Genomic DNA, 23,661 nt, shown 5'->3' with positions numbered 1-23,661 from the left:
CGAAAGATTTAGGCCATCCCTGCGCCTATCGCTGCCCAATGAGTCGTGGCCCTGAACTGATAATCACGGAGAAAGACAACGCGGCGAGGCGCATCGCCGCGATCCTCAGCGGCGAGTCCGCGGAGGCCGAGCGGATGAACGGCGTCAACGTCTACAAGTGGGGCGGCAAGCGCTGTATCGGTCTCTCCGGACACGTCGTCGGCGTCGACTTCCCCCCGGAGTACAACGACTGGCGGGACGTCGAACCGGTCGAACTCATCGACGCACCCATCGACAAACACCCCACCCAGGAGAACATCGTCGCGGCCCTCCGACGGCTCGCCCGCAAAGCAGGCAACGTCGTCATCGCAACCGACTACGACCGCGAGGGCGAGTTGATCGGCAAGGAAGCCTACGAGCTCGTCCGCGAGGTCAACGAGGACGTCAACGTCGACCGCGTGCGCTTCTCCTCCATCACGAAGCGCGAGGTGACCGAGGCGTTCGAGAACCGCGACGACCTCGACTTCGACCTCGCGGCTGCGGGCGAGGCCCGACAGGTCATCGACCTCGTCTGGGGGGCGGCACTGACACGCTTCCTCTCGCTGTCGGCGCGCCAACTCGGCAACGACTTCATCTCGGTCGGCCGGGTGCAGGGACCGACCCTGAAGCTCATCGTCGACCGCGAGCGCGAGATCGACGCCTTCGACCCCGAGGACTACTGGGAACTCTTTGCCGACTTGGAGAAGGACGACGAATCCTTCGAGGCGCGGTTTTTCTACCTCGACGAGGACGACAACGAGGCCGAGCGCGTCTGGGACGAGGCGTCCGCGATGGAGGCCTTCGAGACGCTCCAGACGAAGTCGACGGCGACGGTCACCTCCGTCAACCGCCGGACCCGGACCGACACGCCCCCCGCGCCGTTCAACACCACGCAGTTCATCCGCGCGGCGGGGTCCATCGGCTACTCCGCCCAGCGCGCGATGAGCATCGCCGAGGACCTCTACACCGCTGGCTACATCACCTACCCGCGGACGGACAACACCCACTACCCCGAGGATCTCGACCCGCGGGAACTGCTCGATTCGTTCACCGGGACGCGCGACTTCGGTGACGACGCCGAGTCGCTGCTCGAACAGGAGGACATCGAGCCGACCGCGGGCGAGAAGGAGACGACGGACCACCCCCCGATTCATCCGACCGGCGAGCTGCCGTCGGCGTCGGACCTCTCGGAAGACGAGTACGAGGTCTACGAACTCGTCGTCCGGCGGTTCTTCGCGACCGTCGCCGAGGCCGCGAAGTGGGAACATCTGCGCGTCGTCGCCGACGTGGCGGGCCTCTCGCTGAAGGCCAATGGCAAGCGGCTCGTCAAGGAGGGCTACCACGCGGTCTACCCCTACTTCAGCAGTTCCGAGAGCTTCGTGCCGGACGTCGAAGAGGGCGAGGAACTGGCGGTGACGGATACGAGCATCGAGGCCAAGCAGACCCAGCCGCCGCGCCGCTACGGCCAGTCGCGGCTCATCGAGACGATGGAGCAGATGGGCATCGGGACGAAGGCGACGCGCCACGACGTCATCCAGAAGCTCTACGACCGCGGCTACATCGAGTCGGACCCGCCGAAGCCGACGCGGCTCGCGCGGGCGGTCGTCACGGCTGGTGAGGACTTCGCGGACCTCATCGTGAGCGAGGAGATGACTGCCCAATTGGAGGAGGATATGCTCGCTATCGCCGACGGGACGGCGAACTACGAGGACGTGACCAACGAGTCCCGCGAGATGCTCGAACAGGTCTTCGAGGGGCTGATGGAGCACTCCGACGAGCTGGGGTCGCAGCTCAAGAAGTCGCTGAAGGCGGACAAGACCCTCGGCCCGTGTCCCGACTGCGGCGAGGACCTCCTGATTCGGAAATCCCGCCACGGCTCGTACTTCGTCGGCTGCGACGGCTACCCCGACTGCACCTACACCCTGCCGCTACCGTCGACGGGCAAGCCGCTCATCCTCGACGAGGAGTGCGAGGAGCACGAACTCCACGAGGTCAAGATGCTCGCCGGGCGCAAGACCTTCACCCACGGCTGCCCGCAGTGCAAGGCCGACGAGGCCGACGAACAGGAGGACGAAGTCATCGGTGCCTGCCCGGACTGTGGCGAGGAGCACGGCGGCGAGTTGGCCATCAAACAGCTCCGTTCCGGCTCGCGACTCGTCGGCTGTACGCGCTATCCCGACTGTGACTACTCGCTGCCGCTGCCGCGGCGCGGGGAGATCGAGGTCACAGACGAGGAGTGCGAGGAACACGGCCTGCCGCATCTGGTCGTCACGAGCGGCGACGACGACGACGAACCCTGGGAGCTTGGCTGCCCGATCTGCAACTACCGCGAGTATCAGGCCCGGCAGGCTGGCGGCTCGGAACTGGAGTCGATTCAGGGCATCGGCGAGAAGACCGCTGAGAAACTGAAGGAAGCCGGCATCGAGGACGTGCCCGGACTGAAGGACTCGGACCCCGACGACATCGCGGCGAAGGTGAGCGGGGTCGGTGCGGATACGGTGCGGAAGTGGCAGGCCTCCGCAGACTAGTCCGAGCACCCGAACTCCACTTTCGTACCCTTTTTCACCCATAGACGCAGTATATCGTCCAATGACCGCGCCGTGGACAGACTGGGACCATATCACGAAGATCGACCCGGACAAAGACCTCGTCGAGGGTGAGACGTTCGAGGACGTCTGTGCGACCGGCACCGACGCGCTCGAAATCGGCGGCACGCTCGACATGACCGAGGAGAAGATGGAACGCGTCATCGACGCGTGTGCGAAGCACGACGTGCCCGTCTATCAGGAGCCGTCGAACCCCGGCGTCGTCATCGACGACGACGCGCTCGACGGCTACCTCATCCCGACCGTGTTCAACGCCAAGGACTCCTTCTGGGTCACCGGCGCGCACAAGGAGTGGGTCCGTATCGAGGACGGTCTCGACTGGGAGCGCACCCACACCGAGGCGTACATCGTGCTCAACCCCGACTCCTCCGTCGCGGAGTACACCGAGGCCGACACCGACCAGACGGCCGAGGACGTCGCCTCCTTCGCCCGCGTGGCGGAGAAGATGTTCGGCCAGAAGATCGTCTACGTCGAATACTCGGGCACCTACGGCGACACGGAGAAGGTCGCCGCCGCGCACGACGCGCTCGACGAGGCGACGCTGTTCTACGGCGGCGGCATCCACGACTACGACTCGGCGTACGGGATGGCGACGCACTCGGACGCCGTCGTCGTCGGCAACCTCCTGCACGACGAGGGCGTCGACGCGGTCCGCGAGACTGTCGAGGGTGCGAAGGACGCGAAAGCCGACCGCGACGCAGAGGCTGGCGCGCGGACGGCCTGAGACTGGGACGGAAGCGGGGCGTTCATCGCCGACTCGCGCGTTTGCAGTCGCCGCTCTTTCTCCTACCGGGATGGCCCCCCGAATCGTGCCGACAGCTATCGAGAGCGTGTGGCAACGAGACCCACTGTGCCGGTCGAAACGGCCGATTTTAAGACGCCGGACTGGAAACGAAGCGGTATGCAAGGCCGAACCTACACGGCAGACGCCGAACCCGGCGACCACGTCAAGGTCGCAGGCTGGGTCCACGAGATTCGTGACCTCGGCGGCATCGCCTTTCTGATCCTCCGGGACAAGTCCGGGAAGATTCAGGTCAAATTCGAGAAGGACGAGATGGACGAGGAGCTCGTCGAGACGGGCCTCGGCGTCCACCGCGAGAGCGTCGTGGTCGTCGAGGGTGCCGTCGAGGAGGAGCCCCGCGCACCGACGGGCGTCGAAGTCACGCCCGACTCCGTCGAGGTCCTCGCCGACGCCGACCCCGAACTGCCGCTCGACCCCTCCGGCAAGGTCGACGCCGAACTCTCGACGCGTCTCGACAACCGCACGCTCGACCTCCGCAAGGACGAGGTGAAGGCGGTCTTCGAGATCCGCGCCGAGGTCCTCCGCGCCGTCCGCGAGGAGTTCCGTGACTTCTACGCCACGGAGATCAACACGCCGAAGATCGTCGCCACGGGGACCGAGGGCGGTACCGAGCTGTTCCCCATCACGTACTTCGGCAAGGAGGCGTTCATGAACCAGTCGCCGCAGCTGTTCAAGCAGCTGATGGTCGGCTCCGGCCTCGAGCGCGTCTTCGAGATCGGTCCGATCTTCCGCGCCGAAGAGCACAACACGCCGCGCCACCTCAACGAGGCGACCTCCATCGACTTCGAGTCGGCCTTCATCGACCACAGCGAGGCGATGGACGTCTGTGAGGCCGTCGTCAAGGCCGCCTACGAGGCAGTCGAGGAGAACTGCCAGACGGAGCTCGAAGCGCTCGGTCTCGAAGACGAGTTCGAGGCTCCCGAGGGCGAGTTCCCGCGTCTGAGCTACGAGGAGGCCATCCAGCGCATCAACGCGACGGGCAAACTCGACGAGCAGCTCGTCTGGGGCGACGACCTCCCGACCGAGGGCGAGAAGGCACTCGGCGAGGACGTCGGTGAGCACTACTTCATCACCGACTGGCCCTCGGAGATCAAGCCGTTCTACATCAAGGACCACGACGACGACGAGCAGCTCTCGACGGGCTTCGACATGATGCACCCGAAGATGGAGCTCGTCTCCGGTGGCCAGCGTGAGCACCGCTACGAGCACCTCGTCGCCGGCTTCGAGCAGCAGGGTCTCGACCCCGAGTCGTTCGACTACTACACGAAGATGTTCAAATACGGGATGCCCCCGCACGCCGGCTTCGGTCTCGGCGGCGAGCGGCTCATCATGACGATGCTCGGCCTGGAGAACATCCGTGAGGCTGTGCTGTTCCCGCGAGACCGTCAGCGTCTGAGCCCGTAGGGCGAAGACCTGATTGTCAGCAAGACGAACAGCGTGAGTCTTGCAAGACCGTCAGCGTCTGTCGCCGTAAGGCGACGGCGCGGACACACGAGTGGGAACAACGAGCAAATCTTCGATTTGCGAGTGAGTTCCCGCGAGACCGTCAGCGTCTGAGTCCGTAGGACGAAGACCTGCCGAACATCGCGTTTCTGTCTTTTTCACCATCACCGTCGACGGCGACGGTGTCGAACGTCCGTGGTTAGTGAGTGTTCACTCAGTGGGTTTATCACGACCACAGTCCCACACCGTCTATGACCTGTCTCCGTCGCGAGCGACGGTCCCTCAGTCGTCCTCGGCGAGAGCCGGGCGTGATAGCCGTGTATCGCCAGCCCGCAGAGGGTTTATCCCCTCAACCGACGACAGGAGAGCCATGAACCGAGGCACGGGCGCGCTCCGGACCGACGGCGGCGAGGACGACGACACGCCCCTGCAAGAACTCGTCGCGGGCGTCGTCATCGCCGCCATCCTGCTCGTCGCCTTCGGGCTGCTCGCGCTGGACGTCGCGTTCTTCTGGGTGGCGTTCCCCGTCGGCTTCGCGGGCGTCCTCCCCGCCGCGCTCGCGTTGACCAAACTGTACGAACAGCGGCGGCAACGCCGCGAGCGGGAGGAGACGCCCGCCGACGCCGACGTGAGCGACGAGCGCGCCGACGCGCTGGCAGTGCTCCGTGGCCGCTACGCTCGCGGCGAACTGGACGAGGAGGAGTTCGAGCACCGCCTTGAGCGACTCTTGGAGACCGAACGCGTCGCCGACGCGAAGGCCCACGTCGAGCGCGAGAAGCGGCGAGCAGAGCGCGAGACGGAACGGGTCGAAGAGCGGTGAACGGTTTCCACAGCACATTATTGACACGCACGAAAGGCACCGCTGACCTTCTATCGCACGTCGCCGGAACGGTCCGCACCGGCTCGCCTCGTCGCCGTCGCCGGAGATAACAACCGTTAATCGGTCGCTGCTCTTTTTCCCGACGATGACCGACGAAGCCACGGCGTTCGTCCCCGGCCACGTCACCGGCTTCTTCAGCGCCCACTCCCACGACGACCCCCTGCAGGCGGGGTCGCGCGGAGCGGGGCTGACGCTCTCACACGGCGTCGAGGTGACGGTCGAGCCGAGCGACGGGACGGACAGCACCACCACACTCGACGGCGACCCCGTCGAGATGCCGCCCGTCGAGCGCGTGCTGGCGGGACTCGGCGTCGACGCCGCGGTCCGCGCCGAGACCGAACTGCCGCTCGGGGCGGGCTTCGGCGTCTCGGGGGCGATGGCACTCGGGACCGCCCTCGCGGCCAACACCGTCTTCGGCTGCGCCCGCTCGGAGAACGAACTGGTCGCGCTCGCCCACGCCGCGGAGGTCCGGTCGGGGACCGGTCTCGGCGACGTCGTCGCGCAGGCTCGCGGCGGGATGCCCGTCAGGCTGGACCCCGGCGCGCCCGACCACGGCCGACTGGACGGCGTTCCCGCCCGGCCCGACATCGAGTACGTCACCTTCGGCGAACTCTCGACCGAGGAGGTCCTCTCGGGCGACACCGACCGGCTCTCGGCCGCCGGTGAGGACGCGCTCGCGCTGCTCGCCGAGGAGCCGACGCCCGCACAGTTCATGTACGCCTCTCGCAGATTCGCCCGCGAGGCTGGTCTCCTGACCGACGAGGTGACGGAGACGATCCGCGCCGTCAGCGAGGCCGGTGGCGAGGCGTCGATGGCGATGCTCGGCCGGACCGTCTTCGCGCTCGGGACGGGGCTTTCGGACGCTGGCTACGACGCCGTCTCCTGTCGGACGCATCCGGCGGGCGCGACGCTTCGGTGACAGGTCGCCGAGACGTCGGCGACGGTTCGAGACGCCGACCCGGGTTCCTGCGTCTTTTTGAGCCGCGACGTCCGACTCCACGCCATGAGTGACATCGAGATTCCCGAGGACCATCCGCGCTACGAGTCCTTGCTGACCCGCCACCGGATCGAGGACGGGGTGGACAAGGGCATCACCAGCCGCCAGGGGCTCATCGCACAGGGCCGCGGCGAGGCCTTCGACTATCTCCTGGGCGAGCAGACCATCCCGAGTGCCGACGCCGCCGAACGCGCCGCGGCCGCCCACCTCCTCTTAGCCGACCATCCGGTACTCTCTGTCAACGGCAACGTCGCCGCGCTCGTCCCCGGCGAACTCGTCGAACTCGCGGAGGCGACGGGGGCGGACCTCGAAGTCAACCTGTTCAACCGCACCGAAGAGCGAATGGAAGCCATCGTCGACCACTTGCGCGAGCACGGGGCCGAGGAGGTCAAGGGACTCACGGCCGACGGCCGGATTCCCGGTCTCTCACACGAACGTGCGAAGGTCGACGCCGACGGCATTGGCGACGCCGACGTGGTGCTCGTCCCGCTCGAAGACGGCGACCGCGCGGAGGCGTTGGCCGCGATGGGCAAGACCGAACTCGTCGTCGACCTCAACCCGATGTCGCGGTCGGCGCAGTCGGCGACGGTCCCCATCGTCGACAACATCATCCGGGCCGTCCCGAACATCACCCGCCACGCCCGCGAGCTGCAGGACGCCTCGCGAGAGGAACTCCAACGAATCGTCGACGAATTCGACCGCGAAGAGGCACTGGCGGCCGCCGAGCGGGCGATTCGCGAGGGCGGAGACGAGTAAAGGAAGCGACTCAGTCGAAGCCGCTGACCATCACCGCGAGCCACTGCCCGACATCCTGGTTCTCGCGCACTTCGACGGATTCGACCCACTTGACCCACTGGAAGCCCCGTCGGTCGGGCGCGACCAGCCGCAGCGGCGCGCCGTGGCCGTGGCTCAGTCGCTCGCCGCCGACGTGCGTCGCGAGCAGCGCGTCGCGTGCTTCTTCGAGCGGGAGGCTCCAGCGGTAGCCCGTCACGGACGTAAAGCGGACCCACCGCCCCTCGTCGCTCGCGCCCGCCCTGTCCAGCAGGTCGCCGACGCGGACGCCCTGCCAGTCCTGGACGGTGTACCAGCCGCTCGTACAGTCGAGGAGGGCACGGAGTTCGTCGCGCCCATCGCCGACGTCGCCGGTGTCGCCGGTGTCGACGTCGCCCGCGGTCAGTTCCAGCGGCGTCTCGACCAGCCCGCCGACCCGGAGCCGCCACGTCTCGCGGTCGACCGGGTCGGGGTCGTCGGCGACCCAGCTCGTGACCGGGAAGTCGGAGCCCTCAACGGGTTTCGAGCCGGTGAACCGCCGGGTCGTCCCGGCGGTGTCGAGCGCGGCGTTGACGGTCTCTTGGAGGCGAAACAGGACCGCGCCGCCGACGAGCAACGCGGTGTACTGGACGGCCGTCCGGCGACCCTCGAAGTCGGCCGTTCGAGGCCGTCGAAAACGCGTCGTCATGTGGAGCAAGACGAGCGGCAAGAGCAGCAGCCCGAAGAGGATGTGGACGTTCATCAGTCCCCAGTAGAGGACGTCGACGTCGCCGCCGAGCACCCACGCGATGCCCGTCCCGAGCGCCGAGAGCGCGACGATGGCGAGGAGAACCGAGAGGGCCGTCGACCGGGTCCACAGCCGACTGTCGGTGACGCGCCGTCGGACGCGATAGAGCTTGAACACGAGGAGGAAGGTGAGGGTGAGTCCGGCGACGCTGTGGGCCCAGAAGACCCACCAGCCGCCCTCGGAGCCGGTGACGAGGCTGACCAGCCCGGAGAGCAGTTGGAGTACGACGAGCGCGAGGATGGACCAGTCGACGAGCCGTGGCCGTGGCTCCAGCGTCCGCCTGACCCAGCGAACCGCCCCTCGGAAGTCCATCTGTCTGCAAGAGACTAGCGCGTCGTCGGGCAAAAGCCCTCGTCTGTCGGTGGCGACGGCTCGTCGGGTCGACTACTCGTAGAGCGCTTCGGGCGGGCCGCCGGGGAGGCGGTCGCGGTCGTGGTCGTTCGAGAAGTCGATGTCCGGGCCGACGGGGACGAGCCGCTTCGGGTTGACGTCGCCGTGGCTGCCGTAGTAGTGCTCGACGATGTGCTCGATGTTCACCGTCTGGGCGATGCCGGGCAGCTGGTAGAGCTCCTTCGTGTAGTTCCAGAGGTTCGGATACTCGTGGATGGCCCGCTTGTTACACTTGAAATGGGTGTGGTAGACGTGGTCGAAGCGGACGAGCGTCGCGAACATCGCGAGGTCGGCCTCGGTGAGGCTGTCGCCCGCGAGATACCGCTGGTCGGCCAGGACGTCCTCGTAGTGGTCGAGCGCGTCGAAGAGGTCGGCGACGGCCTCGTCGTAGGCTTCCTGCGTCCCGGCGAAGCCCGCGCGGTAGACCCCGTTGTTGATGGGTTCGTAGATGTCGTCGATGAGCCGGTCGACTTCGTCCTGATGGCCCTCGGGGTAGAGGTCGACGTCGTGCTCGGCGAGGTCCTCGAAGGCGGTGTCGAGCATCCGCATGATCTCCTCGGACTCGTTGTTGACGATGGTCTCTTTCTTCTTGTCCCAGAGGACGGGGACCGTCACGCGGCCGGTGTAGTCGTCGTCGGCCTCGACGTAGACGTCGCGGAGGAACTCCTTCCCGTACAGCGGGTCGGGATACTGCTCGGAGAACTCCCAGCCGTCGTCGATGCGGACGGGTTCGACGAGCGACAGTGAGATGACGTGTTCGAGTCCCTTCAGCGCGCGCATCATCGCGGTCCGGTGTGCCCACGGGCAGGCGCGGCAGATGTAGAGGTGATACCGGCCGGCCTCGGCAGGGAACTCCGCGTCCGGGTCGGCTTCGACCCGGCTCCGGAAGGAGGTGGTCGACCGGTCGAACTCGCCGTCCTCGTTGGTACTCTCGTAGGCGTCGGTTCGCCACTCGCCGTCGACGAGCATGTTCATACTCGCACCCCGCGGCAGGCTGGTCGGCTGTCCATACACGGGGTTGGTGCCGAGACGGAAAAAGGGTTCCAGAACGTGCGTCGCCTGCCGGAACCTCCTCGATAGCGTCGCCCGCCGCGACCGGAAGCCAACCTTTAACTACCAAGTAATATCACTAGGTTGTATGTCGGCATTCACCGGCTTCAGCGACGCAGACGAGGCACAGGTCACCCGAGCGATCACGAAAGAGTGGAGCGAGGAGTTCCTCGACTTCTCGGAGAGCGACGTCATCGTCGTCGGCGGCGGTCCCTCGGGGCTGGTCGCCGCGAAGGAGCTCGCCGAGCGCGGCGTGAAGACGATGGTCGTCGAGAAGAACAACTATCTCGGCGGCGGCTTCTGGCTCGGCGGCTTCCTCATGAACACCGTGACGGTCCGCGAACCCGCGAACGAGGTGCTCGACGAACTCGGCGTCCCCTACGAGGAGAGCGACGAGGCCGAGGGTCTCTACACGGCGAAGGGACCGCACGCCTGCTCGGCACTCATCAACGCCGCCTGCGACGCGGGTGCGCGGATGCAGAACATGACCGAGTTCACCGACATCGTCGTCCGCGAGAACCACCGCGTCGCCGGCATCGTCATGAACTGGACGCCGGTCCACGCGCTGCCACGGGAACTGACCTGCGTCGACCCCATCGCCGTCGAGTCCGACCTCGTCGTCGACGCGACGGGCCACGACGCCGTCGTCGTCTCCAAGCTCCAAGAGCGCGGCGTCCTCGACGCACCCGGCATCGAACACGCCAACGAGCACAACACGGGGATGGATAAGACGGAAGACGGCGAGTACGGCGCGCCCGGCCACGACTCGCCCGGCCACGACTCGATGTGGGTCTCCGAGAGCGAGGACAAGGTCGTCGACTTCGCCGGAAAGATCCACGACGGGCTCGTCTCGACGGGGCTCGCGACGGCGACGACCCACGGTCTCCCCCGGATGGGGCCGACGTTCGGCGCGATGCTCCTCTCGGGCAAGCGCGCCGCACAGGTCGCGCTGGACGAGCTCGACGTCGACGCCGACCCCGTCGACCTGACGCGGCCCGTCCCGGCTGACGACTAGACGGCCCAGTCGGGTGAGACGCCCACGAGACCCGCACTGACGTCCCACAGTCGCCGTCTCGCTTCTTCGTCCTGCGATTCTTCCGAGGACGCCGTCACCTCGCCGTCGCTGAGATACACTCCCGTCACGTCGGCGAGGTCCGGGTCGGCGGCCGCCCGGATCAGCGTCTCCGCCCCTTCCTCCAGCCCCTTGGTGAACGGCAGCGGCAGCCGTGCGAACGCGCCGAGGAGCAGCCGGTTCCGGAGCGACGCGTCGCGGGCGAGTCCCGTCCCCGGGACGAAGCCCGGATTGACGGCGGTCGCCGTGACGGCCGTCTCCGCGAGGCGGTCGGCGAGTTCGTCGGTGAACAGGACGTTCGCGAGTTTCGAGCGGGCGTAGGCAGTCATCCCGTCGTAGCCACGTTCTCCTTGGAGGTTCGCGAAGTCCAGCGTCGCCCGCGTGTGGATGCCCGAGGAGACCGTGACAACCCGCGCCGAGGGGCTTGCGACGAGTAGGTCGAGCAGGCTGTGTGTCAGCAGATACGGCGCGAGATGGTTGATCGCGAACGTCGACTCGACGCCGTCGGCGGTGACGGTCCGCTCGGCGCGGAAGGTCCCGGCGTTGTTGACCAGCACGTCCAGTCGGTCGTGTCGCTCGCGGAACTCCGCGGCGAGCCGCCGAACGCTGGCCTGCGAGGCGAGGTCGGCGCGGTAGAACTCGGCGGTGCCGTCGGTGCGGGTAGCGAGGTCGGCGGCGGCGGTCTCGCCTCGGTCCCGGTCGCGGCCGACGACGGCGACTGAGGCACCGCGGTCGGCGAGCGTGCGGGCGGTCTCGGCACCGAGACCGCTCGTGCCGCCGGTGACGAGCGCGACGCGGCCGGTGAGGCTGTCGGAAGAAGTCATCGGGGAGACGACTCGCTGAGATGGCATAAACCTGCCAGCCACGGCGACTCGGTCGGCCGTCGCTACTTGACCGTCCCAGCAGCCAGCCGAGCGAACCCCAGCGCGTGCGTCGAGTAGGTGACGTCGCGACAGCGGTCGCGGAGGGCGCGCTGAGCGGCGACGACCCGAGCGTCGAGCGTCCGGGGAGCCGCTAGTGCGTCCGCGGGCCGTTTCGAGGGGAGTCCCGCGAAGACGAGACCAGCAAAGAGCGCGTTGACCGGCCGGCCGAGTGTCGAGGTCGACCGTGCGAGGTCGAGCAGGCCGACGCGGCCGCCCGGTCCGACGAGGTCGGCCCAGTCGTCGACGACGGTGGCCGGCTCCCCAAGCATCCCGGAGACGAACGAGGCGAAGACGGCGTCGGCGTCGGTGACGGGCGGCCGAGTAGCGTCACCGGCGACGACGTGGACGTTCGCCCAGCCCGCGCGGTTGATTCGGGCGCGGGCCGGGCCGAGCATCCCGGGTGTGAGGTCGACGCCGACGACAGCCCCCTCGGGGCCGACGCGCTCACGGAGATACGAGAAGTTCGCGCCCGTCCCACAGCCCATCTCGACGACGGTGTCGCCAGTCGATAGCTGCAGACGGTCGGCGGCGCGGGCGCGGAGACCGCCGATGCCGGGCGTGTGGCTGGCGAGGGCGTCGTACAGCTGCGCCCACCGCGAGTAGAAGCTCTGGGTCGCCGCGACGCCGTCGGCCGCGGCCGCGTCGGTCGCCTCTCGGTGGTCGCCCTCGCCGTCGGTCATCTACAGCAGGACCTCGCGGACGACCCGCGCGGCGGTCGGCGCGTCGGGTGCGAGGACGTAGGTGATGGCCTCGATGCCGTAGCCGCCGGTCTGATAGAGGACGAACGTGTCGTCGTCCGCGCCGTCCGCTAAGGCGGCGACGATGGGGTCGGTCGGTGCGTCGGGGTCGAACTCGACGGTCTCGTAGCCAGCGTCGGCGAACTGCTGGACGATGTCGTCGTCGTAGCGGATGTTGACCGCGGCGCGAACGTCCGTGCCGGCCTCGCGCGCCGAGAGCAGGACGCCAGCGACGTGCTCGCTGACGCCGAACTCGGGGTCGCTCGGGACCGTCGCGCGGCCCTTGATGTCGAAGATACGGCCCGGGATGGCCGCGACGTCCTCGATGCCCGCGGCGTCCGGCAGACACTCCACGAGATTCGAGCCGACGTTCGGGATGTAGCCCGCAAAGCCGCTCGCGCTCGTCAGGGTGCGGACGCCGCGACGGACCGACGAGAGCACCTGTTCCGTGGTTCGGACGTCGCTCTCGGGGTCGTGGATGGCGAAGTCGCCGTCGTACTCGGCGAGTTCGGGCATCGCCTCCTCGTGGAGCGTCGCGAGCAGATCACCCTGCTCCAGCCGCCGGATCAGGACCTCGGCCTCGACGAGCGCCTGCACGCTGGACATATCGCCCGCGGCCAGCCCCTCGGCGATACGGACGACGAGGTCTTGGACGCGCTCGTCGTCGAGGACGGCCTGACACTGGCTGACGCTGCCGTGGGCGTACTTCGAGACGGCACTCTGGCTGATGCCGAGTGCTTCGGCGACCTCGTGTTGGGTGAAGTCCCGCTCGCGCAACTCGGCGGCCAGCATCGACCGGAACGTCGGGAGGAACTCCTCGACGACGACCTCTTCGACGAACTTCATTGAGGGTCGTCTCCCGGCGTGTCGCCGCCGAACTCGGGGTCGTTACCGATTCGCGAGGCCTGTGGTCCCTTCTGGTCTTGGTATTTCGACCCGCGTTCCTCGCCGTAGGGGCGTGTCGCTGGCGACGTCAGTTCGGTGAACGTCAGCTGCGAGATGCGCATCCCCGGCGTGAGCGCGACGGGGGCGGAGCCGAGATTCGAGAGTTCGAGGGTGATCTGCCCCTTGTAGCCGGGGTCACAGAGACCGGCCGTGGCGTGGACGACGACGGCCAGTCGGCCGAGCGAGGAGCGGCCCTCGACGTGGGCGACGAGGTCCGGCGGAATCTCGACGCGCTCTTCGGTCGTTCCGAGCACGAAGTCGCCGGGATGGAGGATGAACTCCTCGCCTTCTTCGACGACCGTCTCACGGATGTACTTCGAGACCTCGTCCTCGCGGTTGGGATGGATACAGGAGATGTTGGTCCGCTGGAACTCCAAGAACTCCGCGCCAAGGCGGAGGTCGATGCTGGACGGCTGGACCTGCATATCGATGTCCTCCAGGGGTTCGACGACGAGGTCACCCCGTTCGAGCCGCTTCAAGAGGTCGGTGTCCGACAGTATCATGTCCGAGGGAGGGAGGGGGAGGTGGTAAAAACTCCCGGTCACCCTCGGTACTCCCGCTCACCCCGCGAGTGTCAAGAGGAACGACACGGCTCCGACCAGCCCCGCACTGGCGAGTGCCGCGTCGAAGCTCACGTTCCGGGCGCGATGCAGGCCGTGCGTCCAGATGGAGACCTGCCACGCGGTGACGACGAGCGCGAGCACCACGAGCGGCAGCCGGTTCCCGAACGTCGTCAGCGTCGCCAGCCGCTCGACGGCCGCCTCGGGTTGGCTCGGCAGTGCGAGTCGCTGGATGCGGAAGACCGTGTACCCGACGCCAGCCACCGTCTGGACGACGAGTGGCGTCGCACCCCAGGCGGTCACGGCGAGCGTGTCGCCGAACGACCCCTCGCCGTCAGCGAGGGCGGTCAGGACGTGGAAGGTGACGGCCGTCCCGAGCCCGGCGAGCAGCCCGCCGACGAACACCCACGGCAACAGGCCGACGAACTCGTCCCAGACCAGTTCGCCGAGGTCGCGCTCGACCGTCTCGGGGACGTCGTCGCCGCAGCCGCTCGGGGTTGGCATATCGGTGAACATCTCGGCCTGCTGCTCGCAGACCCAGTCGGGGGAATGTGCGGGGTTGTCGACGGTGACGGTCACGTCGAGCGCGTCGACGAAGGCCCAGCCGACGAGGCCGGCTCCGGCGGTCGTGACGAGTGCGAGCAGGAGTCCGAGGACGAGCGCGCGGCCGACGTCGAGGTTCGGGACGCGCTCGTCGAAGAACGCACCGGGGTGGAGGAGGGGCGTACGGGGCACGCGTCGCCGTTCAAACGCCTCGGATAAGTGTCTTTTCGGCTCTCCGTCGGTTGCGATGACAGGAGATTTACCGCTCGACGGGCCACCTCGGGTATGAAACAGGCCATCGTCGCCCGCACGGACATCGGGATGGGGAAAGGAAAGCTCGCCGCGCAGGTCGCTCACGCGTCGCTGTCGGCCTACGAGGACACCGACGACCGGACGCGCAAGGAGTGGAAAGGCTCGGGCCAGAAGAAGGTCGTCCTGAAGGCCCAAGGCGAGAAGGAGCTGTTCAGACTCGCGGACCTCGCCGAGCGCGAGGGGCTGCCGAACGCCATCATCCGCGACGCCGGCCACACGCAGCTCGACCCCGGCACGGTGACCGCGCTGGCCATCGGTCCCGGCCCGGACAACATCGTCGACAAGGTGACCGGCGACCTCTCGTTGTATTAGGCCGTTTCGAGACCGTCAGTGTTCTCTTGAGTTGTGCCTGACAACACGGAGAACACCCCAAAAGCCCACGTGCTCTGAACTCCCGCCACTCGCCGCGCGCCTCGGTCACTTCGTTCCCTGCGGTGCTTCCGTCGCGGGGGTTCGTTCAGAGCACGTCCCCTTTCAGTCCCGCCCGCCACAGCCACATCCTCCCCAACCGATTCGCTCACTCGCTCCGCTCGTTCACTCATCCCTCGCGTGCGTGTCACGCGGCAACGCAAGAGCCTCCGGCTCTTGCTGGCATCCACTCGGTTCCCTCGCGGAGACACGGAGGCCGCGAAGCCACGCGCCACGGCGGTTGTGCAGCCGAGTGCATCCGAGCACCAACCCGAGAGTGGTGCGTTTATCCGCCTGCTGGCGAAACGACGGGTAATGACGAGCTTCGATCCGATGGAGGCCCGCCGCGATGCGTGAGGCCCACCCCATCGAGCGCGCGGTCGGGATGGACCACTACGTCAGCGACGCCGACGGCATCGGCGGGGTTCTGCGAGTGGACCCCGAGGACTTCCGCGTCACCGAGTTAGAGCGATTCGAGCCGAAGCCCATCGACGCCGACCCCGGCGACTTCGCCCATCTCGTCCTCCGGGTCACGCTGCGCGGCTGGGACACCAACGACTTCGTCCGTCAGCTGTCGAACCAGATGGACATCAGCCGCGAGCGCGTCTCGTGGGCTGGCACGAAGGACAAACACGCCGTGACGACCCAGCTGTTCACCGTCAAGCAGGGCGAGCCGGCGGCAGTTCCCGAGGTCAACAACGCCGACATCGAGATCATCGGCCGCGCGGGCCGCGGGCTCCAGTTCGGCGACCTCGCGGGCAACGCCTTCACCATCCGCGTCCACGACCCCGCCCATCCCGAGAACGCCGAGACCATCACCGACCAGCTGCACGAGTTCGCCGGCTCCGACGAGCACGTCGGCGTCCCGAACTTCTTCGGCCAGCAACGGTTCGGCAGCCGCCGTCCCGTCACGCACGAGGTCGGTCTCCACGTCGTCCGCGAGGAGTGGCGCGAGGCCGTCCTCGCTTACGCCGGCAACCCGAGCGACCAAGAGCCGGAGAGCACCCAGGCGGCCCGCAGATTCGTCGACGAGACCGCCGCGAGCGACGACCCAGACTGGCAGGCAGCATTGGAGGAGATGCCGAACCGCCTGCGCTACGAGCGGTCGATGCTCCACCGGCTGCACCAAGACGGCGACCAGAGCGACGAGGATTGGCGGCACGCACTCGAAGCCGTCCCCTCGAACCTCCAGCGGCTGTTCGTCAACGCCGCCCAATCCTACGTCTTCAACCGTATCCTGAGCGAGCGGCTGGAGCGCGGCCTGCCGTTCGGCAAGCCCGTCGAGGGCGACGTGGTCTGTTTCGCCGACCGCGACGCGCCCGAGGAGTTGGTCATGCCGGACATCGACCGCCTGCAGGAGGCGACGGGCCGCCGTGTCGACGTGATGGCGCGGCACTGCGAGCGCGGCCGGGCGTTCGTCACCGCGCCGCTCGTCGGTACGGAGACGGAGTTAGCGAGCGGCGAACAGGGCGAAATCGAGCGCGAGATATTAGACGAACTCGATCTCGAACCCGCGGACTTCGACTTGCCGGGGAACTTCGATTCGTCGGGGACGCGCCGGGCGATTCTACTGCGGACGGCGATGGACGTCGAGCGCGACCCGCTCTCGTTCTCCTTCGCGCTGCCGTCGGGTTCGTACGCGACGGCCGTGATGCGCGAGTATCTGAAGGCCGGGCCGCTGGACCTCTGAGGCTCAGTCGGCCACGGCGGTTCCGTCGGCTCGCTCGGCTTCGTCGGCCGGAGTGTCGTCGCGAGCGAGGAGCATCCCGGCCACCAAGAGTGGACTGCCGAGCAGCGGGAAGGCAACGCCCAGCACCCAGAGGAAGACGCCGGTGAGTCCGACACTCGGCGCGGTCACCGGAACCGCCGCCAGCGCGAGCGCGAGGAAGCCGACCGCGGCGGTGCCGACGGCCAGCAGCCGCTGTCGCCGAGCGAACGCGTGTCCCGCCGGAACGAGCGCGAAGACCGACAGGAGAACCGCGAACGTCGTCGGTACCGACACGAATCCGGGCTGAACACCCTGGAACAGGACCGCCCAGCCGACGCCGACGGCCGTCCCGAGGAGCGCGGCGGACACCGCTGCGGCGACTGTCACGCGGAAGCTCCGACCCAGTCGCAAACAGGCTACACCGAGCGTCCCGAGACCGAGACACAGCCCCAGTGCCGTCCCGGCCGAGGCACCGAACAGTCCGACCCCCGCGATGCCGACGAGTGCAGCGGCCGTGGTGACGACGCCCGCACCGACGAGGAGCGTCGGAACGGTGCCGCCCTCGGTTCCGAGTCGGTCGGCGGGCCACGAGAGGCTGGTCCCGACGGCCCCCACAGAGGCGGCGAACAGCCCACTCGACAAGAGGACGAACAGGCCGACGTTTCGGAGGAGCGTCGGTGCGACGAACCCGCCGACGGCGACGAGGCTCTGGAGGGGCGCGAGCGGAGCGTCGCGCGGGACGAACGTGACGAAGTGGCCCACGTCGCGCTCGTCGAGGCTGGTCAGCGTCATCGACCGACCGTCGTCGGCGACGGTCGACCCTGGAACCGACCAGCCGACGGCCATCCCCTCGGGCGCGACGACGGTCAGTTCGTCCGCGCCGAGACCGGCGAGCCGGAGATAGCCCTCGTGGTGGTTCGTGAACGCGGTCGAGCGGAGGACGCCCGTCGACCGTTCGGCGAAGCTGGGGTCGTGAAAGCGGGCGACGAGCGTGTCGCCGTCGACGGCGGACGACCGGAACCGGGTGTCTCGCACCGCGCCGTCGACGACGTCGTCCCGGAGCGTCGCGTTCGCCCGGAGCCGGTCCATCGCCGGGGAGTCGGCGTCGGCGACGCGGACCCGGACGACCCAGGTCGCGCTGGCGTTCTCGTGGACCCGAACCGTCGCGGTACTGCTCGCGGCCGTCAGGGCGAGACCGTGCTGGTCCACGCCGGACTCGACGGCGTCACCACAGCCACAGAGCGACTCCGGTGGCGGGGCGGCGGTGGCAGGGAGGACGCTCGTGGCGAGGAGGAGCGCGAGGGCGAGACCGATGACCGTGGGGAGGGACGGACGACGCGAGGAGACCATGTCCGAGGGTCACAGAGAGCGAACAAAGGCCTTGTGTCCGGTTGACAGGTCGCCCCCGGTAGCCCGAATAAACGGACTTATCCACGACGGCGGCAAGCACAGCATATGAACTGTCGGCGGTGTGAGGCCCCCTTGCGGAAGCCCGGAGACTACTGTCTCACCTGCAACACCGCCAACTGCGACGCGGTCGTCGTCGACTTCCGGCGGGACCGCGCGACGCTGACGATGCTCGACGAGGACGAGGTGGTCGGCGAGACGATCGTGACGACCCTCCCCGAACCGGACGAGGAGCGCGGCGGCGTCGAGCTCCGGAACTTCGCGGGCCGCGTCGCCGACGAGATTCAGCGCAAGCGGCCCGAGACGGTCTACGCTGCGGCCCGGCGCGACGCGAGCGAGGGCGGCGGGAGGCAGGGGACGAAGTACGACGCCCGCGACGCGCTGCGGGAGACCAAGGCCCAACTCCACCACGAGTTCTACCGCGTCACCGGCGACGACCCCGTCCACTCCGTCTTGGACCGTCGCGGCGAACGCTCGCTGGCGGTCGTCGAGACGCCGCCGCGCGAGAAGCTCGGCGGCACCCACAGCACGCTCATCGGCGGCCGGAAGGGCCGCAAGGCCATCGGCGTCGTCGCCGACCATCCGCACGTCAAGAAGATCATCCCCGGTCCCATCGACGCCGGCGGGAAGGGGTCGCGGACGGGGCTGCGGGCGAAGGTGACCCGCGCCGACGACAACGGCAACGTCCGGCTGCTCTTCCGCGACGGCTCCAGCGTCCAAGAGAACCGCGTCGTGACGACGGCGATGGACCGCGAGACGGGCGAGTGGGTCCGCGAAGACCTCAACGAAGCACTGTACGAGGCGGGGTTTCAAGGCGAGTGACGCTCGGGGGCGAGTCCCGAACGCAGCCGGCGGAGAAGCCGTGTGAACCGGCGGCAGGCGGCGGCCCGACTCGTAGCCTTTTTGTGTCCGCTAGCGGTAACTGCCAGTACTATGGCCGAAAAGAAGAAGGCACGAAAGACCGGCAGCTCCGGCCGATTCGGTGCCCGCTACGGACGTGTCGCCCGCAAGCGCGTCTCCGAGATCGAGAGCAACATGCGCAACGCCAAGCTCGAAGGCGACGACGTGAAACGCCTCGGTTCCGGTATCTGGATCAACCAGTCGACCGGCGAGAAGTTCACCGGCGGCGCCTACCGCCCCGAGACCCCCGGTGGTCGCACCGTCAAGCGGTCCATCCGCGCAGCGCTCTCGACCGACGAGGAATAAATGAGTTACAAGTGCTCCCGGTGCAAGCGCGACGTAGAACTTGACGAGTACGGCGGCGTCCGCTGTCCGTACTGTGGCCACCGTGTCCTCCTGAAGGAGCGCGGCGGCGGCATCAAGGAAGTCGACGTTAAGTAGCCGCGTGGAGCACCACGGCGCGCAGTCGGGCGACGCCCCGCACGCCCACACCGCTTCTCTCTCTTTCAGCTACCCCGACGAGCGACGCGCCCGTATCGTCGAGGCGAGCGTCGCCGTCGAGGTCGGCGACATCGACGACGCCCGCTCGCAGGCGACGGTCGCCCGCGACGGCGACACCGTCGAAGTGACGGTCAACGCCGCAGACCTCGTCGCCCTCCGCGCCGGTCTCAACTCGTGGACGCGGATGGTCGGCGTCGCCGAGGACGTCGCTGACGCCGCGGACCGCGTGACCGACGAGTCGACGAAATCGAAAGGCACGTAGCGGTCGCCTCGCTACGTCGACTATGGACCGACGTGCCTTCCTCACGACAGTCGCGGCCGGGAGCCTCGCGCTCGCTGGCTGTACCGGCAGCAGTTCGACGCCAGCATCGAGCGGCTCGGGGAGTTCTGGCGGCTCCGGCACCGACGACGCCTACGACGGCTGGTTCGAGGGCGTCGACAACTACGACGGCACCGTCGACCGCACGGGCGAGTCCGAGGTCGTCGTGAAGGTCGGCACCCAGGCCAACGGCGGCGGCTTCGGCTTCGGCCCGGCGGCCGTCGAGGTCAGCGTCGGCACGACCGTCGTCTGGGAGTGGACCGGCGCGGGCGGCAGCCACAACGTCGTCGCCGAGGACGGGAGCTTCGGCAGCCAGTATGCGTCCCAGCAGGGGGCGACCTTCGAGCACAGCTTCGAGGAGACCGGGACCTATCCCTACTACTGCCAGCCGCACATCAACCTCGGCATGAAGGGCGCAGTCCGCGTCGTCGAGTCGTAGCGCGCCGAACACGCCAGAATCTCGATATATCTCCCGACGAGACGGAATACGGGGCTTTTTCAGTCCGGACCACATCCCTGCTACCATGCAGGGTAACCTACCGCCGGACGCACAGGAGAAAATCGAGGAACTGCAGGATCTTCAGGAGACGGCACAGCAGCTGTCCGCCCAGAAGCAGCAGGCCGAGTCGACGCTGACCGAGTCCCAGAACGCCCTCGAGGCGCTCGAGGACATCGACGAGGACGCGACGATGTACCGCGAGATCGGCGAGCTCTTCGTCCAGACCGACTACGACGAGGCCTACGAGACCCTCGAAGACAAGGTCGACAGCCTCGAGGTCCGTGTCGAGCAGCTGGCGAAGCAGGAAGAGCGCGTTCAGGGCCAGTTCGAGGAGCTCCAGCAGGAGCTTCAGCAGATGCTCCAGGGCGGCGGAGCCCCGATGGGCCCCGGCGGCGCTGGCGGCGCGTAAGCAGGGAATGGCCGAACCAACCGACGAAGAGGTCGTCCAGACCGCGGCCGAGGCCGCGGAGGGCGTCATCTTCAAACACTACAAACAGTCCGAGGTCAAGGACTTCGACGTGACGGTGACGTTCGAGGACGGCGTGCTCGACGTCGACGTCTATCTGAACGCACCCGGCGACGACGTCGACCCCGACGCGGTGGTCGACGAAGCCGCCAAGACGGCCCAGGAGGCCGTCGACGAACTGTTCGAGGCGGCGTAACTTTCTCCGCCTCACTCGTCTCACCCGTTCGAGGCAAGGACTAAGCCCGCAGAGTGACAATCGTTACCGCATGTCAACCAAGCGTGGCTCCGGGACGACCCCGCTCGACCGACTCAAGACGCACTACGACGACGTCGACCTGACCTGTCCGAAATGTGGCTACGAGGACGCGGATGGCCACTGGCGCGTCCAGACCAGCGGCAAAGAGGTCCACTACCAGCATCTCTGTCCGAGCTGTGGCGCGAGCCGACGGCGGACAATCCGGCTCTAAGTGGATCTTCGACCGCCGAGTGACACTGTCGACGTGAGCGGCCGCGCTGGCCGCCCACTCACGCGAGGAAGAAGATGAGGACGCTGACGGCCATCGCCGAGAGGATGACCGCCGCGGCGAACGCCCCGCCCATCGAGACGGCCACGTTGGCGTGGCTGGCGAGCGTCTCGGTGCGGTCGTTGCCGAAGATGGTGACGGTCGTCTCCTCGACGGCCATCCCCGCCGAGACCGGTTCGCAGTCGTCGCGAGCCTCGCCGACGAGGTCGCAGACGAGGTCGACGAGTTCGTCGTGGTCGATGACGGCACCGACCTGGTTCTCCGCTTCCACCGTGTTGACGATGTGGGTGTCGGTCGTCATGACCTCCACGGCGTCGAGCGTCTGTGGCCGCGCCCCGTCGGCGGCGACGGCTCTCTCTCTCTCGGCCGTCTCGGCGTCCGCTTCTTCGGCCCCTTCGGTGAGCGTCGAGACGATGCGGTCGCGCAGCCCCGGCTCCATGTTGTTGCCGTCGACGAGCACGTAGCCCGTCGTCTGTCCGTCGACCTCGGTGACGGCGACGCGGATGCCGAGCGGGCCGATACCGTCGCGAGGAATCCAGTCGGTCTCGTCCCAGGCCGTCCCGAGCGAGAGCGCGCCGCGGTCGGCGTCGGCGAGTGCCTCGCCCGCGTGGCCGGCGGCTCGGATCATGTCGAACGAGCGTTGGCTGCCCGGCGTGACGTGGCCGAGGTCCGGCCCTTCCAGCCCGTTGTTGGAGTTGTGCGCGTCGACGAGGAGCACGTCGTCGAGACCGTGGGTTCGGGCCTCGGTTCCTGCAGCGAGACCGACCGCGTACTCCACGTCGTCGGCGAAGTTCGGGGCGTAGCTGTTGACGAGCACCGCGTCGTCGCCGAAGGCCTGGCCGAGCATCTTCGCCTCGCCGGACTCGGTGCGGACGCTCGTCGTCGCCTCCGCCGAGTATTCGATACGCTCGGCGGCGTCGTCGACGGCGTCGAGGATGGTGTCGACCTCGCGCTCGGTGACGAGGTTGAAGTCGTGGCCGGCGGTGGCGTGCGGCGGGAAGGCCATCCCCTCCGAGCGGCGGGCGACCCGCTCGGGGAAGTTGCCGCCGCCGATCTCGCCCATCGGGCCGGGGTGGATCATCGGCAGCACGAACCGCGCCTTCTCGGTCCCGTCGTCGCGCTGGAACGAGAGGACGGTCACGGGGACGATGGCCTCCTGGCCGAGCTGCTCGAAGAAGTCCTCCAGCTCGCGGGAGCCTTCGGCGATGTGGCCGATGAAGCCCCGGAGGAAGTCGAGCACGGAGACGCCGAGGCTGTTTCGCCACGGCCGGTCGACGACGTAGAGGAAGGCCCAGACGGCCGTCGCGTAGATGACGCACGTGACCGCGAGCAGGCCGAAGTGGCTCGGCTGGACCGCCGACAGCTCCGGCGGTGCCACACCCGAGCGGGCGAGATAGGGCATGAAGTAGGCGTTGAGCAGCGGCCCGCCGATTTCGAGAAAGCGCAGCGTCCCGCTGTAGACGAACAGCAGGGCCGCGGCGGCGACCGTCTGGATGCTGGCCGGGATGGCCGCGACGAGCAGCGAGGACTGCGAGACGGCCATGATGACCAGGAGGCGAAGGGCGAAGATGGAGGCGAGCGCGACGATCAGCGCGTTGAAGACGAACGTCTGGTCGAGCGGGAGGAAGACCGACGCGATGGCGGCGACGGTGACCACGGCGACGATGATGACCTCACAGGCGAGCGCGAGCAACGAAGAGCGGTTCGGGGTGAGCTTGCCGCCAACGAAGCGGTCGACGCCGCTCGTCCCGAAGGCGGCGATGACCGTCGGCACGCCGATGAAGAAGATTCCTTCCCAGGCGTCGCGGCCCAGGAGGAACAGCCCGGACCACGACCGCTCGGGGAGCCCGGACTCGAACGCGGCGACACCGGCCATCGCGGCGACGAGGAGGGCGAACGCGAGGCTGGTATACCATCGCGGTGCCCGGAAGATGAACCGCGACAGCCCAGCGAGATTGCTTTGCGTCGCTGTCATTGCGGCCAGGTTTCACGCGGGCGGGGTAAAACACTCGCGCTTCGTGTGTCGACGAAAACAGGTCCGAACCGGGGCGGAGAACAGGAGCCTTACCGGGGTTTGCGGGGCGTGTAGCCGC

Annotated in this window: 26 protein-coding genes; 17 read left to right on the top strand and 9 right to left on the bottom strand. The window is 68.0% G+C overall.

Annotated features, from left to right (window positions below; all coding sequences use genetic code 11):
* The first annotated feature begins 38 nt into the window (after positions 1 to 38).
* The 6 genes from BLR57_RS03750 (at position 39) to BLR57_RS03725 (ending at position 7,502) form a co-directional block, all read left to right on the top strand.
* Positions 39 to 2,546 (top strand): DNA topoisomerase I, encoded by a 2,508-nt coding sequence (locus BLR57_RS03750; RefSeq protein ID WP_089694267.1) that lies wholly within the window; start codon positions 39 to 41, stop codon positions 2,544 to 2,546.
* A 61-nt stretch (positions 2,547 to 2,607) separates the two neighbouring features.
* On the top strand, positions 2,608 to 3,348 hold the full coding sequence (locus BLR57_RS03745) for a phosphoglycerol geranylgeranyltransferase (protein ID WP_089694265.1): 741 nt from the start codon (positions 2,608 to 2,610) through the stop codon (positions 3,346 to 3,348).
* A 177-nt stretch (positions 3,349 to 3,525) separates the two neighbouring features.
* A complete protein-coding gene (aspS, locus tag BLR57_RS03740) occupies positions 3,526 to 4,830 on the top strand; it encodes an aspartate--tRNA(Asn) ligase (RefSeq protein WP_089694263.1) in 1,305 nt (434 codons plus the stop codon).
* A 409-nt stretch (positions 4,831 to 5,239) separates the two neighbouring features.
* Positions 5,240 to 5,689 (top strand): SHOCT domain-containing protein, encoded by a 450-nt coding sequence (locus BLR57_RS03735; protein WP_089694261.1) that lies wholly within the window; start codon positions 5,240 to 5,242, stop codon positions 5,687 to 5,689.
* Between the two features lie 145 nt (positions 5,690 to 5,834).
* On the top strand, positions 5,835 to 6,668 hold the full coding sequence (locus tag BLR57_RS03730; protein WP_089694259.1) for a pantoate kinase: 834 nt from the start codon (positions 5,835 to 5,837) through the stop codon (positions 6,666 to 6,668).
* An 84-nt stretch (positions 6,669 to 6,752) separates the two neighbouring features.
* The gene (locus BLR57_RS03725; protein WP_089694257.1) at positions 6,753 to 7,502 is read left to right on the top strand and encodes a 4-phosphopantoate--beta-alanine ligase; all 750 of its coding nucleotides are present in this window, start codon (positions 6,753 to 6,755) and stop codon (positions 7,500 to 7,502) included.
* 10 nt (positions 7,503 to 7,512) lie between these two features.
* Here BLR57_RS03725 and BLR57_RS03720 read toward each other — a convergent pair whose 3' ends face one another.
* Both BLR57_RS03720 and BLR57_RS03715 read right to left on the bottom strand, forming a co-directional pair.
* Positions 7,513 to 8,616, bottom strand: coding sequence for a molybdopterin-dependent oxidoreductase (locus BLR57_RS03720; protein ID WP_089694255.1), 1,104 nt, complete (start codon positions 8,614 to 8,616; stop codon positions 7,513 to 7,515).
* Positions 8,617 to 8,688: 72 nt separating this feature from the next.
* Positions 8,689 to 9,669, bottom strand: a complete 981-nt coding sequence (locus BLR57_RS03715) for a glutathione S-transferase family protein (RefSeq protein ID WP_089694253.1) — start codon at positions 9,667 to 9,669, stop codon at positions 8,689 to 8,691.
* A gap of 163 nt (positions 9,670 to 9,832) precedes the next feature.
* On the opposite strand from BLR57_RS03715, the gene BLR57_RS03710 reads away from it, so the two are divergent.
* A complete protein-coding gene (locus BLR57_RS03710) occupies positions 9,833 to 10,759 on the top strand; it encodes a sulfide-dependent adenosine diphosphate thiazole synthase (protein ID WP_089694251.1) in 927 nt (308 codons plus the stop codon).
* Here BLR57_RS03710 and BLR57_RS03705 read toward each other — a convergent pair.
* From BLR57_RS03705 to BLR57_RS03685, 5 genes are all read right to left on the bottom strand, one after another.
* The gene (locus BLR57_RS03705; protein ID WP_089694249.1) at positions 10,756 to 11,640 is read right to left on the bottom strand and encodes an SDR family oxidoreductase; all 885 of its coding nucleotides are present in this window, start codon (positions 11,638 to 11,640) and stop codon (positions 10,756 to 10,758) included. The two genes, BLR57_RS03710 and BLR57_RS03705, sit on opposite strands and share 4 nt — an antisense overlap.
* Before the next feature lie 62 nt (positions 11,641 to 11,702).
* The gene (locus BLR57_RS03700) at positions 11,703 to 12,419 is read right to left on the bottom strand and encodes a class I SAM-dependent methyltransferase (RefSeq protein WP_089694247.1); all 717 of its coding nucleotides are present in this window, start codon (positions 12,417 to 12,419) and stop codon (positions 11,703 to 11,705) included.
* The gene (locus BLR57_RS03695) at positions 12,420 to 13,322 is read right to left on the bottom strand and encodes a thiamine-phosphate synthase family protein (RefSeq protein ID WP_089694245.1); all 903 of its coding nucleotides are present in this window, start codon (positions 13,320 to 13,322) and stop codon (positions 12,420 to 12,422) included.
* Positions 13,319 to 13,924 (bottom strand): dCTP deaminase, encoded by a 606-nt coding sequence (dcd, locus tag BLR57_RS03690; RefSeq protein ID WP_089694243.1) that lies wholly within the window; start codon positions 13,922 to 13,924, stop codon positions 13,319 to 13,321. The genes BLR57_RS03695 and dcd overlap by 4 nt, the downstream gene beginning before the upstream one ends.
* Before the next feature lie 57 nt (positions 13,925 to 13,981).
* Positions 13,982 to 14,716: a Yip1 family protein gene (locus BLR57_RS03685; RefSeq protein ID WP_170830551.1), complete on the bottom strand. Its 735-nt coding sequence runs from the start codon at positions 14,714 to 14,716 to the stop codon at positions 13,982 to 13,984.
* Between the two features lie 93 nt (positions 14,717 to 14,809).
* On the opposite strand from BLR57_RS03685, the gene pth2 reads away from it, so the two are divergent.
* Together pth2 and truD are read left to right on the top strand one after the other, a co-directional pair.
* On the top strand, positions 14,810 to 15,148 hold the full coding sequence (pth2, locus tag BLR57_RS03680; protein WP_089694239.1) for a peptidyl-tRNA hydrolase Pth2: 339 nt from the start codon (positions 14,810 to 14,812) through the stop codon (positions 15,146 to 15,148).
* A 445-nt stretch (positions 15,149 to 15,593) separates the two neighbouring features.
* Complete coding sequence (gene truD, locus BLR57_RS03675) at positions 15,594 to 16,934, top strand: tRNA pseudouridine(13) synthase TruD (protein WP_089694238.1); 1,341 nt, start codon at positions 15,594 to 15,596, stop codon at positions 16,932 to 16,934.
* Between the two features lie 3 nt (positions 16,935 to 16,937).
* Here the strand turns inward: truD and BLR57_RS03670 are convergent, their stop codons facing one another.
* Positions 16,938 to 18,302, bottom strand: coding sequence for a hypothetical protein (locus BLR57_RS03670; RefSeq protein WP_089694236.1), 1,365 nt, complete (start codon positions 18,300 to 18,302; stop codon positions 16,938 to 16,940).
* A gap of 105 nt (positions 18,303 to 18,407) precedes the next feature.
* Between BLR57_RS03670 and BLR57_RS03665 the strand changes: the two genes are divergently transcribed.
* From BLR57_RS03665 to BLR57_RS03630, 8 genes are all read left to right on the top strand, one after another.
* Complete coding sequence (locus tag BLR57_RS03665) at positions 18,408 to 19,181, top strand: DUF2103 domain-containing protein (RefSeq protein ID WP_089694234.1); 774 nt, start codon at positions 18,408 to 18,410, stop codon at positions 19,179 to 19,181.
* 111 nt (positions 19,182 to 19,292) lie between these two features.
* Positions 19,293 to 19,565 (top strand): eL43 family ribosomal protein, encoded by a 273-nt coding sequence (locus BLR57_RS03660; RefSeq protein WP_089694232.1) that lies wholly within the window; start codon positions 19,293 to 19,295, stop codon positions 19,563 to 19,565.
* Positions 19,566 to 19,700, top strand: coding sequence for a DNA-directed RNA polymerase subunit P (locus tag BLR57_RS03655; RefSeq protein ID WP_009366488.1), 135 nt, complete (start codon positions 19,566 to 19,568; stop codon positions 19,698 to 19,700).
* 4 nt (positions 19,701 to 19,704) lie between these two features.
* Positions 19,705 to 20,022, top strand: coding sequence for a KEOPS complex subunit Pcc1 (locus BLR57_RS03650; protein WP_089694231.1), 318 nt, complete (start codon positions 19,705 to 19,707; stop codon positions 20,020 to 20,022).
* Between the two features lie 22 nt (positions 20,023 to 20,044).
* Entirely contained in the window at positions 20,045 to 20,518 is a 474-nt protein-coding gene (locus BLR57_RS03645) for a halocyanin domain-containing protein (RefSeq protein WP_089694229.1), read from the top strand.
* 85 nt (positions 20,519 to 20,603) lie between these two features.
* Positions 20,604 to 20,987, top strand: coding sequence for a prefoldin subunit beta (locus tag BLR57_RS03640; RefSeq protein WP_089694227.1), 384 nt, complete (start codon positions 20,604 to 20,606; stop codon positions 20,985 to 20,987).
* Between the two features lie 7 nt (positions 20,988 to 20,994).
* Entirely contained in the window at positions 20,995 to 21,240 is a 246-nt protein-coding gene (locus BLR57_RS03635; RefSeq protein WP_089694225.1) for a DUF3194 domain-containing protein, read from the top strand.
* Positions 21,241 to 21,310: 70 nt separating this feature from the next.
* On the top strand, positions 21,311 to 21,511 hold the full coding sequence (locus BLR57_RS03630; RefSeq protein ID WP_089694224.1) for an HVO_0649 family zinc finger protein: 201 nt from the start codon (positions 21,311 to 21,313) through the stop codon (positions 21,509 to 21,511).
* Between the two features lie 58 nt (positions 21,512 to 21,569).
* Here BLR57_RS03630 and BLR57_RS03625 read toward each other — a convergent pair whose 3' ends face one another.
* Positions 21,570 to 23,543: a DUF2070 family protein gene (locus BLR57_RS03625; protein ID WP_089694222.1), complete on the bottom strand. Its 1,974-nt coding sequence runs from the start codon at positions 23,541 to 23,543 to the stop codon at positions 21,570 to 21,572.
* Positions 23,544 to 23,661: the final 118 nt, after the last annotated feature.

The organism is Halogranum gelatinilyticum, assembly GCF_900103715.1.
Classification (GTDB): Archaea; Halobacteriota; Halobacteria; order Halobacteriales; family Haloferacaceae; genus Halogranum; species Halogranum gelatinilyticum.
The sequence above is the reverse complement of the archived record's forward strand: the minus strand, read 5'-3'. Positions and strand labels throughout refer to the sequence as shown.

Coding starts and splice junctions, on each gene's coding strand:
- BLR57_RS03630 (WP_089694224.1), top strand. CDS start 21,311: ATGTCAACCAAGCGTGGCTCCGGGACGACCCCGCTCGACCGACTCAAG.
- BLR57_RS03640 (WP_089694227.1), top strand. CDS start 20,604: ATGCAGGGTAACCTACCGCCGGACGCACAGGAGAAAATCGAGGAACTG.
- pth2 (WP_089694239.1), top strand. CDS start 14,810: ATGAAACAGGCCATCGTCGCCCGCACGGACATCGGGATGGGGAAAGGA.
- BLR57_RS03705 (WP_089694249.1), bottom strand. CDS start 11,640: ATGACTTCTTCCGACAGCCTCACCGGCCGCGTCGCGCTCGTCACCGGC.
- BLR57_RS03750 (WP_089694267.1), top strand. CDS start 39: ATGAGTCGTGGCCCTGAACTGATAATCACGGAGAAAGACAACGCGGCG.
- BLR57_RS03635 (WP_089694225.1), top strand. CDS start 20,995: ATGGCCGAACCAACCGACGAAGAGGTCGTCCAGACCGCGGCCGAGGCC.
- BLR57_RS03670 (WP_089694236.1), bottom strand. CDS start 18,302: ATGGTCTCCTCGCGTCGTCCGTCCCTCCCCACGGTCATCGGTCTCGCC.
- BLR57_RS03700 (WP_089694247.1), bottom strand. CDS start 12,419: ATGACCGACGGCGAGGGCGACCACCGAGAGGCGACCGACGCGGCCGCG.
- BLR57_RS03695 (WP_089694245.1), bottom strand. CDS start 13,322: ATGAAGTTCGTCGAAGAGGTCGTCGTCGAGGAGTTCCTCCCGACGTTC.
- BLR57_RS03730 (WP_089694259.1), top strand. CDS start 5,835: ATGACCGACGAAGCCACGGCGTTCGTCCCCGGCCACGTCACCGGCTTC.
- BLR57_RS03645 (WP_089694229.1), top strand. CDS start 20,045: ATGGACCGACGTGCCTTCCTCACGACAGTCGCGGCCGGGAGCCTCGCG.
- truD (WP_089694238.1), top strand. CDS start 15,594: ATGCGTGAGGCCCACCCCATCGAGCGCGCGGTCGGGATGGACCACTAC.
- BLR57_RS03625 (WP_089694222.1), bottom strand. CDS start 23,543: ATGACAGCGACGCAAAGCAATCTCGCTGGGCTGTCGCGGTTCATCTTC.
- BLR57_RS03660 (WP_089694232.1), top strand. CDS start 19,293: ATGGCCGAAAAGAAGAAGGCACGAAAGACCGGCAGCTCCGGCCGATTC.
- BLR57_RS03665 (WP_089694234.1), top strand. CDS start 18,408: ATGAACTGTCGGCGGTGTGAGGCCCCCTTGCGGAAGCCCGGAGACTAC.
- BLR57_RS03720 (WP_089694255.1), bottom strand. CDS start 8,616: ATGGACTTCCGAGGGGCGGTTCGCTGGGTCAGGCGGACGCTGGAGCCA.
- BLR57_RS03715 (WP_089694253.1), bottom strand. CDS start 9,669: ATGAACATGCTCGTCGACGGCGAGTGGCGAACCGACGCCTACGAGAGT.
- aspS (WP_089694263.1), top strand. CDS start 3,526: ATGCAAGGCCGAACCTACACGGCAGACGCCGAACCCGGCGACCACGTC.
- dcd (WP_089694243.1), bottom strand. CDS start 13,924: ATGATACTGTCGGACACCGACCTCTTGAAGCGGCTCGAACGGGGTGAC.
- BLR57_RS03745 (WP_089694265.1), top strand. CDS start 2,608: ATGACCGCGCCGTGGACAGACTGGGACCATATCACGAAGATCGACCCG.
- BLR57_RS03735 (WP_089694261.1), top strand. CDS start 5,240: ATGAACCGAGGCACGGGCGCGCTCCGGACCGACGGCGGCGAGGACGAC.
- BLR57_RS03655 (WP_009366488.1), top strand. CDS start 19,566: ATGAGTTACAAGTGCTCCCGGTGCAAGCGCGACGTAGAACTTGACGAG.
- BLR57_RS03710 (WP_089694251.1), top strand. CDS start 9,833: ATGTCGGCATTCACCGGCTTCAGCGACGCAGACGAGGCACAGGTCACC.
- BLR57_RS03725 (WP_089694257.1), top strand. CDS start 6,753: ATGAGTGACATCGAGATTCCCGAGGACCATCCGCGCTACGAGTCCTTG.